We start from the raw sequence: 11,942 nt of genomic DNA, 5'->3' as shown, positions 1-11,942 counted from the left end.
GAATAGTTTAAGCATAAACAATCTGCTGTCAACGGGACCATTACCACAGGGGGTACCTTGCAGGTTGTGCGATGTCATGCAAAAAACTGAAAAAATCAATACCATGGCCGCACCATGCAAAGCTTGATACCCAAGATCGAGTCGCAGCTTGCGTCGCTGCCCGTGCCCATCGCGCTGGAATTGCCTGATGGCCGAAGAGTTGCCAAGCCGGGGTCCCGCGTCACCCTGGCGTTCAGCGAGTGGTCCGCGCTGGCCAAGCTGGCCGCCCGTCAGGTGGGCGCCATTGGCGAGGCGTATGTAGAAGGCAAGGTCCAGATCGAAGGCGCAATGCGCGACCTGGTCGACGCAACGGTCGGCATGCTGCCCGGCAACCCCGCCGAGACCAACACCACCTGGTGGACCCGCCTGGCCCGGCTGGCCAAGTCCCGCGGCTCGCACTCGCTGAACAAGGATGCGGAGCAGATCCAGTTCCACTACGACGTTTCGGACGACTTCTACGCGCTATGGCTCGACCCGCGCCGGGTTTACTCGTGCGCCTACTTCCGCACCCCCGACCTGACGCTTGCCCAGGCGCAGGAAGCCAAGCTCGACCACATCTGCCGCAAGCTGCTGCTACAGCCCGGCGAGAGGTTCCTGGACATCGGCTCCGGCTGGGGCGGCCTGCTGATGTGGGCGGCCGAGCATTACGGCGTGGACGCCACCGGCATCACGCTGTCGAAGAACCAGCATGCGCATGTACAGCGGCTCATCGACGAAAAAGGCCTGCAGGGCCGGGTGCGCGTGGAGCTGCGCGACTACCGTGAGCTTTCCGCCGATGCGCCTTTCGACAAGATCGCGTCGGTCGGCATGTTCGAGCACGTGGGTGCGGCCAACATGCCGACCTATTTCCGCAAGATCCATTCGCTGCTGAAGCCCGGCGGCCTGGTGCTGAACCACGGCATTACCTCGGGCCAGCTCGACTACCGGCAGCTGGGCGCGGGCATGGGCGACTTCATCGAGAAGTACATTTTCCCGGGCGGCGAGCTGCTGCATGTGACGCATGTGCTGCGCGAAACGGCTGCCGCGGGGCTGGAGATGGTCGACACAGAAAGCCTGCGCCCGCATTACGCGCGCACGCTCTGGGCCTGGTCGGACGCGCTCGAGGCGCAGCTCGGCACCGCACGCGAAGTGCTGGAGCGCACCGGCGGGCCCCAGAGCCGCAATGCCGAGCGCATCCTGCGGGCGTATCGCCTGTACCTGGCAGGCTCCGCCATGAGCTTCGAGCAGGGTTGGATCTCACTGCACCAGATGCTTTCCACCAAGCCGGACGGCAGGGTGGAGCACGGTGCGCTGCGCGGTTCGCAATCGGTGTACCCTTTTGCCCGTGACTACATCTACAAGTGAGTAAAAACAACCATGCTGTATAAATTTCAGTCGCGGGCTACGCCTGACTTCGTCATGCTGGAGGTGCATGCACGCCAGCTGCTCGACATCGTCGGCAAGCCGGCCGCGCCCCAGGGCATCATCACCGTCGAGCAGATTCCCGCCGCCATCGCGGCGCTCGAGTCCGCGCTGGCACGCGAAGCCAGCAACGCCCCCCACAACCACGACGACCACGTCGTCGAAGGCCATGCCGATGACGCCGAAAAGCAGCATGTGAGCCTGCACCAGCGCGCCGCGCCGCTGCTTCACATGCTGCGAGATTCGCTGGCCGAGAAAAAAGACGTCACCTGGGGCACCTGACCAGGCCGGGGCGGTCAGTCGACCTTTGCGCCGGAGTCCTTCACCACCTTGGCCCACTTCACATGCTCGCTGGCAATCAGCTTGGTGAAGTCGGCGGGTGAATTGCCGCTCGGAATGGCGCCTTGCGCCAGCATCTTTTCCTTGATGGCGGGCGTGCCGAGCGACTTGGCCACTTCCTGCTGGATGCGGTTCACGATGTCGGGCGGCGTGCCGGCCGGCGCGAGCAAGCCGAACCAGGAACTCGCCTCGAAGCCCTTGAGCGCCGGGCCACCCGCTTCCTCGACGGTCGGAACATCGGGCAGCGCCGGGGAGCGCTGGGCGCTGGTCACGGCCAGGGCCGTGAGCTTGCCGCCCTTGATCTGCGCCATCGAGGAAGGCAGGTTGTCGAACATCAGGTCGGCATTGCCGCCCGCCAGGTCCAGCAGCGCGGGGCCCGAGCCCTTGTACGGGATGTGCGCCATGTAGGTGCCGGTCATGCTCTTGAAGAGCTCGCCCGCCAGGTGGATGGACGTGCCGCTGCCGCTGGAAGCCATGTTGAGCTTGCCCGGGTTGGCCTTGGCGTACTTGATGAAATCCTGCACGTTGCGGATGTTCAGGGCCTTGGCCTTGTCGGCGTTCATTTCCATCACGTTGGGCACGGCGGCCACCAGTGTGATCGGCACGAAATCCTTGATCGGGTCGAACGGCAGCTTGGGGTAGAGCGCGCGGTTGATGCCGTGCGTGCCCACCGTGCCCATCAGCAGTGTGTAGCCGTCGTTCGGCGCGCGCGCGACAAGCTCGGCGCCCACGTTGCCGCCCGCGCCCGCGCGGTTGTCGACGATGAACTGCTGGCCGAAGGCCTTGGAGAGTTCGGGCGCAACGGCACGCGCCAGGATGTCGGTGGTGCCGCCGGCAGCAAAGGGCACGACGATGCGCACCGGCTTGTTCGGCCAGGTGTTCTGGGCCCACGAAGGGGTTGCCGCAAGGGCGATCACCGCCGCGGAAGCGGCAAGCGCAGCCCGGCGATTCGTTTTGAAGATTGAAGAAGTCATGCGCGCGTTTGTACAGGTGAAGGGCATGGTGCGTCGCGGGTAAAAACCCCGGTGGTGCGCCGGGTATGCCGGTTATGCCGGTTAGGCCACCTGCATCCGCTCGGCGAAGCGCTCGCGGCGAAAGCGCTCCAGCACAAAGTCGATGAACACCCGCGTCTTGGCCGGCAGCAGCTTCTTGCTTGGGTAATAAAGCCAGACCGCGCCCGCATCGAAATGCCACTCGGGCAGCAGGCGCACCAGTTCGCCGCTGCGCAAGCCCCGCTCGACGAAGGGCATCGGCAGCATGGCCACGCCCAGGCCCATCAGCGCGGCATGCGCAATTGCTTCCGGATCGTTGAAGATCGCGCGCGGCCGGGGCAGCTCCACCGTGGTCTGGTCGCCCTTGGCGTGCTGCAGCGTCCAGCTGCGCAGCCGGCCTGTCGGCGAAGAACGGCGCAGCAGCGCATCGAACTGCGCCAACTCGGCTGGATGGCCGGGCAGCGTGCGGCCCGCCAGGTACCCCGGGGCGGCCACCGCCACCACGTGAATGCGCGCCAGCTCGCGCGCCACCATGCCGGGCGACAGCTCGATGCCGCCGCCAATGGCCGCGTCGAAGCCCTCGCCCACCAGGTCCACCTGCTGGTTGTCGAAATGCCAGTCGGGCAGGATCGACGGGTAGCGCGCAAGAAACTCGCCCATCAGCGGCAAGACATGCTCGCGGCCGAACGCCTGGCCCATGCTCACCTTCAGCGTGCCGGCCGGTTGGCCGTCGTCCTTCGAGACATCGGCCACCGCGTCTTTCAGCGTTGCGAGCGCCCCGCCGATCTGCCCCAGGAACCGCTCGCCGCCCTCCGTCAGCGTGAGGCGGCGCGTGCTGCGCTGAAACAGCCTGACGCCCAGGCGCGCTTCGAGCCGGGCAACGTTCTTGCTGACCGCCGCGGGCGTGAGCCCCAACCTTCGGGCGGCGGCCGAGAAGCTGCCGCTTTCCGCGCTCTGGACAAAAGAATCGAGGTGATTGAGCGGTTCCATTCGCTCATTTTCAACCAATGGTTGAATTTGATTGCACCAATTGACGGCTACCGCGAGGGTAATGAAATCCTGACACTGAAGGTCTTCCACTTCACAACTGCAGGAAACAACATGGCCTCCACCCCCCAACCCACCACTCCCGTCCTGGCCGGCAAGGTCGCTTTCATCACCGGCGGTTCGCGCGGAATCGGCGCCGCCATCGTGCGCCGCCTGGTTCGCGACGGCGCCGCAGTGGCCTTCAGCTACGCCAGCTCCAGCGCTCCGGCCGACGAACTCGCGCGCAGCATCGAAGCCGAAGGCGGCCGCGCACTGGCGCTGAAGATCGACAGCGCCGATGCCGCCGCGCTCACCGCCGGTATCGACGAAGCGGCCCGCACGTTCGGCAAGATCGACGTGCTGGTGAACAACGCCGGCGTGTTCCTGGGCGGCAGCCTCGACGACTTTTCGCTCGAGGACTTCGACAAGACGCTCGACATCAACGTGCGCGCCGTGTTCGTCGCGGCCAAGGCGGCCTCGCGCCACATGGGCGAAGGCGGCCGCATCATCAACATCGGCAGCACCAACGCCGAGCGCATGCCCTGGCCCGGCGGCAGCGCCTATGCCATGAGCAAGTCGGCGCTGAAGGGGCTGGTGCAGGGCCTTGCGCGCGACCTTGGCCCGCGCGGCATCACGGTGAACAACGTGCAGCCCGGCCCGGTCAACACCGACATGAACCCGGTCGACGGCCCGAACGCCGCCGCCATGCACGGGCTGATGGCGCTCGCCCGTCATGCGCATCCCGAAGAAATTGCCGGCATGGTGGCGTACCTGGCCAGCCCCGAGGCCGGTTTTGTGACGGGCGCGAGCCTCAATATCGACGGCGGCTTCGCGGCCTGAACGGCTGAGCTGAGATGGGCCCTCAGGGCCGGCATCAGCCCAGCAGTTTTTTCGCGGCCGCCACCACGGCTTCGGCGCCGACGCGCGATTGCGCTTCGAGCACCGGCGCATAGCCGACCGGAATGCGCGGCGCGCCGAGCCGCGCCACGCGGCACCCGGTGGCTTCGGCGGCGCTGGCCGCAATCTCGGCACCGAAGCCGGCCACCTGCACCGCCTCGTGCACCACCAGCAGCCGCTGCGTGCGCGCGCAAGAAGCAAGCACCGTCTCGCGGTCCCACGGCCAGAGCGTGCGCAGGTCGATCAGGTCGGCCTCGATGCCTTCGGCCGAGAGCGCATCACAGGCGGCTGTGCATGCCTGCACCTGCTTGCTCCAGCTCACGATCGTGATGGCGTTGCCTTCGCGTACGCGCCGCGCCTTGCCAAGCGGCACGGCCATGTCTTCGTCCACGTTACCGCGCAGGCCCCACAGCGTCTTGTGCTCGATGTAGACCACCGGATCGCCGCACTGCAGGGCGGCGCGCAGCAGGCTGTAGTTGTCCTGCGGCGTCGAAGGGCTGACCACCACCACGCCCGGCAGGTGCGCGAACCACGCTTCGAGCGACTGCGAATGCTGCGCGGCCGAAGCGTCCCAGATGCCGCCCGGCATGCGCGCCACCAGCGGCACCCGGCCCTGCCCGCCGAACATGAAGCGGTTCTTGGCGGCCTGGTTCACCAGTTCGTCCATGCCGCAGAGCGCAAAGTCGACCACGCGCATCTCGACCACCGGGCGCAGGCCTGCGAGTGCCATGCCCACGCCGGCACCCATGATCGCGGCCTCGCTGATCGGGGTGTCGATCACGCGCTCGGCGCCGAAGGTCTGCTGCAGCCCCTTGTACTGGCCGAAGATGCCGCCGCGGCCCACGTCTTCGCCGAGCACCACCACGCGTGCATCGGCTTCCATTTCGCGTTGAACCGCGAGCACCGCGGCTTCGGAGTAGCTCAAATCCTTGAAATCCTTGTTCAGTGCCATTGGCCGGCTCCGATGGTCTGCACGTCGCTGAAAGCGGCGGTGGCGTCGGGCCAGGGTGCCGCATCGGCAATGGCCAGGGCGGTATCGACCTCGTCGCGGGCAGCGTTTTCAATCGCGTCGAGCGTGGCAGCGCTGACGCCGTGCGACAGCAGGTGCCCGCGTGCCCGTGCAATCGGATCGGTTTCGAGCGCAGCGGCGAGCTCGGCCGGATCGCGGTACGCCGCGAGATCCACCGAGACATGCCCCTTCACCCGGTAGGTCAGCGCATGCAGCAGGCGGGGCCCGCCGCCATCGCGCACTTCGCGCACCAGTCGTGCAGCGGTTTCGTGCACCGCGAACACATCGTTGCCATCGACCTGCGTGGCCGCAATGTCCATGGAGGCAGCACGCGTCGATGCGCCTTCGCCCGCCGTCATCGGCCCGCTCGCCGTGGTGGCGCTCCAGCGGTTGTCCTCGCAGACGAAGAGCACCGGCAGGTCGTACACGCGCGCCCAGTTCAGCGCCTCGAGAAAGGGGCCGCGATTGATTGCGCCGTCGCCGAAAAAGCAGACCGTAATGTCACCGTTTTTCTTGAGCACCTTTTGCGCATGTGCAGCGCCCACGGCAATCGGCAGGCCGGCCGCCACCACGCCGTTGGCGCCGAGCATGCCGACCGAAAAGTCCGCAATGTGCATCGAGCCGCCCTTGCCGCCGTTGAAGCCCGTGGCCTTGCCGAACAGCTCGCACATCATGCGGACCAGGTCAGCGCCCTTCGCCAGCGTGTGGCCGTGGCCGCGGTGCGTGGAGGTGAGGTAATCGCTCACGCGCAGATGGGCGCACACGCCTGCCGGCACCGCCTCTTGTCCGGTTGAAAGATGCAGCGGCCCGCGCACCTTGGCGGAACCGGCGGCCTGCTGGCCATAGGCGCTCACGCCACCCTGGCTGGCCGCTTCGGCGGCGTTCTCGAAGGCCCGAATGCGGACCATGGTGCGGTACAGCGCCTCGCCGATGATTTCTGGCGTGGCGTTTGAATTGCTCGAAACCATTTTGTCTCCAGCGCCGGTGATGCGGGCGCATGGGAAAAAATGGTATCAAGCGTGACGAGCCTTCGGCACGGGGCTTACCCCCGACGCGTCTCGGTTGCCTCGGCCGCTTCTTGCAAGCAGTGTGCGAGCCGCCCCACGATGGGCGGACTGGCTCGCGGCTTTCGTTGGAGAAGGCCCACCTCCCTGTAGAACGTGAGCTCGCCGAGCGAGAGCACGCGAACGCTCGCAGGCAGCGGAAGGTGCGCCTCGACCAGCGGCACCAGGGCAACGCCCAGTCCTTTGGATGTCATGTGGATGAGCCCCGGAATTTCGTCGAGCTCGATCGAGTCGTTGACTACGATGCCTTCGCGGCGCAGGAACCGTTCCACCATGCGTCCGCCGAACGATGCGCGGTCGTAGCGCAGGAACGGTTGCTCCTGGATGAGGGTGCGCCAGTCTTTCCCCGGCATCTTCTTGGGCGCGATGAGCACGTACGGCTCATGCACCAGCGATTGCCACGTCAGGTCCGGAAGAATGCCGAAGGGCGGCCTGATGATGACTGCGGCGTCGATGACGCCGGCATCCAGGTCGTCCATCAGCCGCATCGACACACCGGGCGACACGTGCACGCGAAGTTGCGGAAGCTCCTTGCGCAGGCTGGCAAGCGCCCGCGCGAGCAGCGTCGATTGGGTCGAGGCGATGGCGCCGATCCGCAGCAGTCCGCCATGGGCGGCTTCCTCCGGCAGCTCGCCGAGCTTTGCATAGAGCGCGCAGATTTCTTCCGCGCGCCCCAGCGTCGTCTCGCCCGCCGCGTTCAAGGTAGCCGACCGGCCCGTCCTGTCGAACAGCTCGAAGCCCAGCGCCTCTTCGAGCCGCTTGATCTGGCTGCTGACGGCCGATTGCGTCAGGCCGATGCGCTCGCCCGCGGCGGCAAACGTGCCGTGTCGGCACACGGCAATGAAGGTTCTGAGCTCGTTGATCATGGCCCGAGCATCTCAAGAATCGACGCCCGGTTCAACGACTCATCGCTCGGAGCCATGCATCGACCCGCTACCGCGCCTCGTACTCTTCCATCGGCTTGTCGGTCGGGTTCGCCCAAGCGGCCTTGGTCAGTGCGCTTGCCGGCAGGCCGACCTTCGAGTTGTGGGGCGGAATAGGCTGCACAAACCACTTGTCGTAGATGCGCGCGGCCTCTCCGCTCCTGGCGAGCGACACCACGCTCTGGTCGACGAGCTTCTTGAATGCCGCGTCGCCCTTCGGAAGCATGATTGCAATCGGCTCCACGCTGAGCACCTGGTCGAGCAGCCTGTACTGCGCCGGCTCCCTGCTCTTGGAGATCAGCGTGGCAAGAATCTGGCCATCGGCCGCAAAGCCGTCCACGCGGCCCGATTCGAGCAGCAGGAAGCCCTCGCTGTTGTCCTTGGCCAGCACCTCCGCAATTTCGCCCGCACCATCGCGCTTGAGCTTTCGCAGGATTTGCACAGACGTGGTGCCCGTTGTCGCGGCCACGGCCTTGCCGGCAAGCAGGGCCGGGGAAGCAATGCCGGAAGCTGCCTTGACGGCGATGCGAACTCCTTCGACGTAGAGCGTGGGCGCAAACGCCACGTCTTTCTGCCGCGCCGTGTTGTTGGTCGTGGTGCCGCACTCGATGTCGACCGTTCCGTTCTGCACCAGGGCAATGCGGTTCTGCGGCGTGACCAGCTGGTACTTCACGCCGATCTTCTCGAGCTGCAACGCCTTGCGGATGTCCGCGATGACACGCTCGCAGACTTCGACATGAAAGCCCGTGTAGCTGCCCGGACCGAGCGTGAAGGACATGGCGCCTGAAGCGTCCCGCACGCCCATGGTGATGGCGCCGGATTCCTTGATCTTCTTCAAGGTGTCGGTTTGCGCAGAAGCGTTCGCCGTCGAAAGCAGCAGAGCCGCAGCAGCGGCGCTCGCGATGAGCAAAGGAGTTTTCATGCGGCGCTTCTTTCTCAAACGGCGAACAGCGAATCCAGATTCGCGAACGACTTCATCTCGATGGCATTGCCCGACGGGTCGAGAAAGAACATCGTTGCCTGTTCGCCCGGCTCGCCCTTGAAGCGGATGTAGGGCTCGATCACGAACCTGGTTTGCCGCGCGACGAGCTTGTCGGCCATGGCCTGCCACTTGTCCATTGGAAGAATGGCGCCGAAATGGCGCACCGGCACGTCGTGCCCGTCCACCGCGCTGCTGGCCTTGTGGCCGCATTCGTCGGGGGCGAGGTGCGCCACGATCTGGTGGCCGTAGAAATCGAAGTCGACCCATTCGGGCGCGCTGCGGCCCTCGGGGCATCCGAGCAGATCGCCATAGAACGCACGCGCTTCGGCAATGTCGCGGACCGGAAAAGCCAGGTGAAAAGGGATTCTTTCGTGGGGAGCGTTCATGGCGGACATCGCGGCTGGGAGTTGAAGGTGGGCAAACTTTAAGCAGCGAGCCTCATAACCGAAAACGATATATTTCCTTGCTGAGCATCGATTTCTTAAATGCTTTGCAGCGCACCACCGGCGCTCTTCTGCTGCGTCTCTTGCGTGCCGCCCGCTCACGAAGTCGCCTTGCACTTTGAAACCAGGCTTATCGGGAATTCCCGGATGACCTTGGCCCAACACCAATGGGATAGTTAGTTCGCCCTTCAAACTAACTAATTTCTTACACGGCGTTTTCGCCGGGCACCACCACAGGAGAGACATCGATGCAACTCAAGCACACCTTGGCCGCCATGGCCTTCGGCCTCACCGCAGTGAGCGCACTGGCCCAGACCGTGGTCGGCGTGAGCTGGTCCAACTTCCAGGAAGAGCGATGGAAGACGGACGAGGCCGCCATCAAGGCCCAGCTCGAGAAGCTCGGCGCCAAGTACATCAGCGCCGATGCGGGTGGTTCGCCTGAAAAGCAGCTGGGCGATATCGAGGGGCTGATGTCCAAGGGTGCCAAGGCGCTCATCGTGCTTGCGATGGACAAGGACGCGATCCTGCCCGCCATTACCAAGGCCACTCGCCAGAAGGTGCCCGTGGTGGCGTACGACCGGTTGATCGAAGCACCCGGCGTCTTCTACATCACCTTCGACAACGTCGAGGTCGGCCGCATGGAGGCGCGCGAGGTGTTCAAGGTCAAGCCCAAGGGCAACTACGTGATCATCAAGGGCTCGCCGAGCGACCCGAACGCGGACTTTTTGCGTGCGGGCCAGCAAGAGGTGCTGGACGCCGCCGTGAAGAAGGGCGACATCAAGATCGTCGGCGACGAATACACCGAAGGCTGGAAGCCCGAGGTCGCGCAAAAGAACATGGAGCAGATCCTCACCAAGGTCGGCAACAAGGTCGACGCGGTGGTGGCCGCCAACGACGGCACCGCCGGCGGTGCGGTGGCTGCGCTCACGGCCAAGGGCCTGCGCGGCATTCCGGTGTCGGGCCAGGACGCCGACTTTGCGGCGCTCAACCGCATTGCGCTGGGCACGCAGACCGCCACCATCTTCAAGGACTCGCGCGAGCTTGGGCGCGAGGCCGCCAGCGCTGCCATCGCACTGTCGCAAGGCAAGCCGGTCGAAAAGGCCGCGCCCTGGAATTCCGGGCCGAAGAAGATCTCGCTCTCGTCGCGCCTGCTCACGCCGGTGCCAGTCACGCGCGACAACCTCGACGTGGTCGTGAAGGCCGGCTGGATCAAGAAGGACGAGCTCTGCAAGGGCGTTCCGGCGGCCAGCGCGCCCGCGGCCTGCAAGTAGTAACAACAGCAGCAACAACGACGGCTGCGAGCACAACCGCTCGCTGTTGATCCGCGCAACACTGCGCCGGCCGGCCTGCGGGCCCGGCCGGAGAGCTGCCGCACACCCGTACCTTCGAGAGGGCAAAAAAAATGAGCAACCAAACACCAGGCTGGTGGCGGCGCACCGGCGTCGACCTGCGGCTGCTGTTGATGAGCGTGCTGCTGATCGCGATGGGCGTGGTCTTCAACGTGATGTCCGGCGGCGTGTTTCTTTCGCCCGAAAACCTCTACAACGTGGCGCAGCAGACGGCCGTGGTGGGCATCGTGTCGACGGTGATGGTGCTGGTCATCGTCGCGCGCCACATCGACCTCTCAGTGGGTTCGGTCATGGGCTTCGTCGGTGTGCTGATCGCCTACCTGCAATACACCTCCGGCTGGTCTTGGCCCACGGCCTGCCTGGCAGGGCTTGCGGTGGCGCTGCTGGTGTCCATCTACCAGGGCTGGCTCACGGCCATGCTGGGCGTACCCTCGTTCGTCGTCACGCTGGGCGGCCTGATGTCGTTTCGCGGCGCGGCCTTCCTGGTGGCCGACGGCAAGACACAGCCCGTGAACGACGAGTTCTTTCAGCGGCTCGGCGGAGGCTACGACGGCGGCATCGGCACCACCGCAACATGGGTCATCGCGGCCTTCGTGACGCTGGTGCTGTTCGCCCGCATGCTTCAGAAGCGCCGCGCCCGCGCCCGTCATGAAATGCCCAACGAGCCGCTGTGGATGGAGGTGCTGCTGACGGCGGTGCCCGCAGCTGTGGTGTTCGTCTTCGCGGCAGTCATGAACAACTACCAGATCGCCTCGAAGGACGCGCCGCAGGGCCTGCCGATTCCGGTGTTGATCTGGGCCGTGGTGGCTATCGTGCTCTCGTTCATCGTGCACCGCACGCGCTTCGGCCGCTACGTGTTCGCGATGGGCGGCAACCCCGATGCGGCGGCGCTGGTGGGCATTCCGGTGAAGCGCGTCACGCTGATGCTGTTCGCGTTGCTCGCGGTGCTGGTCACGGTGGCGGCCATCGTGTCGATTGCACGCCTCAATGCCGGCACCAACTCGCTGGGCACCGGCATGGAGCTGTACGTGATCGCGGCGGCCGTCATCGGCGGTACCGCACTCGCGGGCGGTACCGGCTCCATCTTCGGCTCGGTGCTGGGCGCGCTCATCATGCAGTCGCTCGACAGCGGCATGCTGCTGCTCGACGTGCCCATCGGCAAGCGCATGGTGATCATCGGGCAGGTGCTGATCGTGGCCGTTGTGTTCGACGTGCTGTATCGGCGCAAGTTTGGGGAGAACTAGATGAACTTGCGTTGTTCACGGTCTGGTTCGGGGCGCGCTCCCGCCGACGGGGTACCTTTCTCCGCGAATGTCCCCCGGCCTGCGGCCTCCTCCTTTATTTCGCTGCGCAAGGCACCCCGCCAGCGGGAGCGTTGCAAAGAGCGGTCGTTGATCAGCGGTACACCAAGAGCGTGTCCCAGTGCACAGGGCATCGGGTGCTCCACGCAGCGAAATAAAGGAGGAGGCCGCAGGCCG

General features: G+C 65.5%; 12 protein-coding genes. 5 read left to right on the top strand and 7 right to left on the bottom strand.

What is annotated here, in order from left to right:
• Nucleotides 1-114 precede the first annotated feature (114 nt).
• The gene (locus V9K97_RS25020; protein ID WP_337321396.1) at nucleotides 115-1,383 is read left to right on the top strand and encodes a cyclopropane-fatty-acyl-phospholipid synthase family protein; all 1,269 of its coding nucleotides are present in this window, start codon (nucleotides 115-117) and stop codon (nucleotides 1,381-1,383) included.
• A gap of 12 nt (nucleotides 1,384-1,395) precedes the next feature.
• On the top strand, nucleotides 1,396-1,722 hold the full coding sequence (locus tag V9K97_RS25015) for a DUF1840 domain-containing protein (RefSeq protein WP_126748513.1): 327 nt from the start codon (nucleotides 1,396-1,398) through the stop codon (nucleotides 1,720-1,722).
• A gap of 14 nt (nucleotides 1,723-1,736) precedes the next feature.
• Here V9K97_RS25015 and V9K97_RS25010 read toward each other — a convergent pair whose 3' ends face one another.
• Both V9K97_RS25010 and V9K97_RS25005 read right to left on the bottom strand, forming a co-directional pair.
• Nucleotides 1,737-2,753 carry a Bug family tripartite tricarboxylate transporter substrate binding protein gene (locus tag V9K97_RS25010; RefSeq protein WP_337321394.1) on the bottom strand — a complete coding sequence of 339 codons (1,017 nt, stop codon included), beginning with the start codon at nucleotides 2,751-2,753 and terminating at the stop codon, nucleotides 1,737-1,739.
• 81 nt (nucleotides 2,754-2,834) lie between these two features.
• The gene (locus V9K97_RS25005; RefSeq protein WP_337321392.1) at nucleotides 2,835-3,761 is read right to left on the bottom strand and encodes a LysR family transcriptional regulator; all 927 of its coding nucleotides are present in this window, start codon (nucleotides 3,759-3,761) and stop codon (nucleotides 2,835-2,837) included.
• Between the two features lie 111 nt (nucleotides 3,762-3,872).
• Between V9K97_RS25005 and V9K97_RS25000 the strand changes: the two genes are divergently transcribed.
• Complete coding sequence (locus V9K97_RS25000; protein WP_337321390.1) at nucleotides 3,873-4,637, top strand: SDR family oxidoreductase; 765 nt, start codon at nucleotides 3,873-3,875, stop codon at nucleotides 4,635-4,637.
• Nucleotides 4,638-4,671: 34 nt separating this feature from the next.
• Here V9K97_RS25000 and V9K97_RS24995 read toward each other — a convergent pair whose 3' ends face one another.
• The 5 genes from V9K97_RS24995 to V9K97_RS24975 all read right to left on the bottom strand — a co-directional run bounded on the left by V9K97_RS24995 (nucleotide 4,672) and on the right by V9K97_RS24975 (nucleotide 9,067).
• Nucleotides 4,672-5,646 carry an alpha-ketoacid dehydrogenase subunit beta gene (locus V9K97_RS24995; protein ID WP_337321388.1) on the bottom strand — a complete coding sequence of 325 codons (975 nt, stop codon included), beginning with the start codon at nucleotides 5,644-5,646 and terminating at the stop codon, nucleotides 4,672-4,674.
• Complete coding sequence (locus tag V9K97_RS24990; protein WP_337321386.1) at nucleotides 5,637-6,671, bottom strand: thiamine pyrophosphate-dependent dehydrogenase E1 component subunit alpha; 1,035 nt, start codon at nucleotides 6,669-6,671, stop codon at nucleotides 5,637-5,639. Before V9K97_RS24990 ends, V9K97_RS24995 begins: the two co-directional genes overlap by 10 nt.
• Nucleotides 6,672-6,745: 74 nt before the next feature.
• Complete coding sequence (locus V9K97_RS24985) at nucleotides 6,746-7,633, bottom strand: LysR family transcriptional regulator (protein ID WP_337321384.1); 888 nt, start codon at nucleotides 7,631-7,633, stop codon at nucleotides 6,746-6,748.
• A 67-nt stretch (nucleotides 7,634-7,700) separates the two neighbouring features.
• Nucleotides 7,701-8,612 (bottom strand): amino acid ABC transporter substrate-binding protein, encoded by a 912-nt coding sequence (locus tag V9K97_RS24980; protein ID WP_337321383.1) that lies wholly within the window; start codon nucleotides 8,610-8,612, stop codon nucleotides 7,701-7,703.
• Nucleotides 8,613-8,626: 14 nt separating this feature from the next.
• The gene (locus tag V9K97_RS24975) at nucleotides 8,627-9,067 is read right to left on the bottom strand and encodes a VOC family protein (protein ID WP_337321381.1); all 441 of its coding nucleotides are present in this window, start codon (nucleotides 9,065-9,067) and stop codon (nucleotides 8,627-8,629) included.
• A 296-nt stretch (nucleotides 9,068-9,363) separates the two neighbouring features.
• Here V9K97_RS24975 and xylF point away from each other — a divergent pair, with 296 nt between their 5' ends.
• Nucleotides 9,364-10,386 (top strand): D-xylose ABC transporter substrate-binding protein, encoded by a 1,023-nt coding sequence (gene xylF / locus V9K97_RS24970; protein WP_258502824.1) that lies wholly within the window; start codon nucleotides 9,364-9,366, stop codon nucleotides 10,384-10,386.
• Nucleotides 10,387-10,517: 131 nt separating this feature from the next.
• Nucleotides 10,518-11,708, top strand: a complete 1,191-nt coding sequence (locus V9K97_RS24965; RefSeq protein ID WP_337321379.1) for a sugar ABC transporter permease — start codon at nucleotides 10,518-10,520, stop codon at nucleotides 11,706-11,708.
• The last annotated feature ends 234 nt before the right edge of the window (nucleotides 11,709-11,942 follow it).

The sequence above is a fragment of the Variovorax sp. CCNWLW186 genome (assembly GCF_037203865.1).
Lineage (GTDB): Bacteria > Pseudomonadota > Gammaproteobacteria > Burkholderiales > Burkholderiaceae_C > Variovorax.
Note: the sequence above shows the minus strand (reverse complement) of the source record. Positions and strands in the feature narration are given on the sequence as shown.

Coding starts and splice junctions, on each gene's coding strand:
- V9K97_RS24980 (WP_337321383.1), bottom strand. CDS start 8,612: ATGAAAACTCCTTTGCTCATCGCGAGCGCCGCTGCTGCGGCTCTGCTG.
- V9K97_RS24985 (WP_337321384.1), bottom strand. CDS start 7,633: ATGATCAACGAGCTCAGAACCTTCATTGCCGTGTGCCGACACGGCACG.
- V9K97_RS24990 (WP_337321386.1), bottom strand. CDS start 6,671: ATGGTTTCGAGCAATTCAAACGCCACGCCAGAAATCATCGGCGAGGCG.
- V9K97_RS24965 (WP_337321379.1), top strand. CDS start 10,518: ATGAGCAACCAAACACCAGGCTGGTGGCGGCGCACCGGCGTCGACCTG.
- V9K97_RS24995 (WP_337321388.1), bottom strand. CDS start 5,646: ATGGCACTGAACAAGGATTTCAAGGATTTGAGCTACTCCGAAGCCGCG.
- V9K97_RS25015 (WP_126748513.1), top strand. CDS start 1,396: ATGCTGTATAAATTTCAGTCGCGGGCTACGCCTGACTTCGTCATGCTG.
- V9K97_RS25020 (WP_337321396.1), top strand. CDS start 115: ATGCAAAGCTTGATACCCAAGATCGAGTCGCAGCTTGCGTCGCTGCCC.
- V9K97_RS25010 (WP_337321394.1), bottom strand. CDS start 2,753: ATGACTTCTTCAATCTTCAAAACGAATCGCCGGGCTGCGCTTGCCGCT.
- V9K97_RS25005 (WP_337321392.1), bottom strand. CDS start 3,761: ATGGAACCGCTCAATCACCTCGATTCTTTTGTCCAGAGCGCGGAAAGC.
- xylF (WP_258502824.1), top strand. CDS start 9,364: ATGCAACTCAAGCACACCTTGGCCGCCATGGCCTTCGGCCTCACCGCA.
- V9K97_RS24975 (WP_337321381.1), bottom strand. CDS start 9,067: ATGTCCGCCATGAACGCTCCCCACGAAAGAATCCCTTTTCACCTGGCT.
- V9K97_RS25000 (WP_337321390.1), top strand. CDS start 3,873: ATGGCCTCCACCCCCCAACCCACCACTCCCGTCCTGGCCGGCAAGGTC.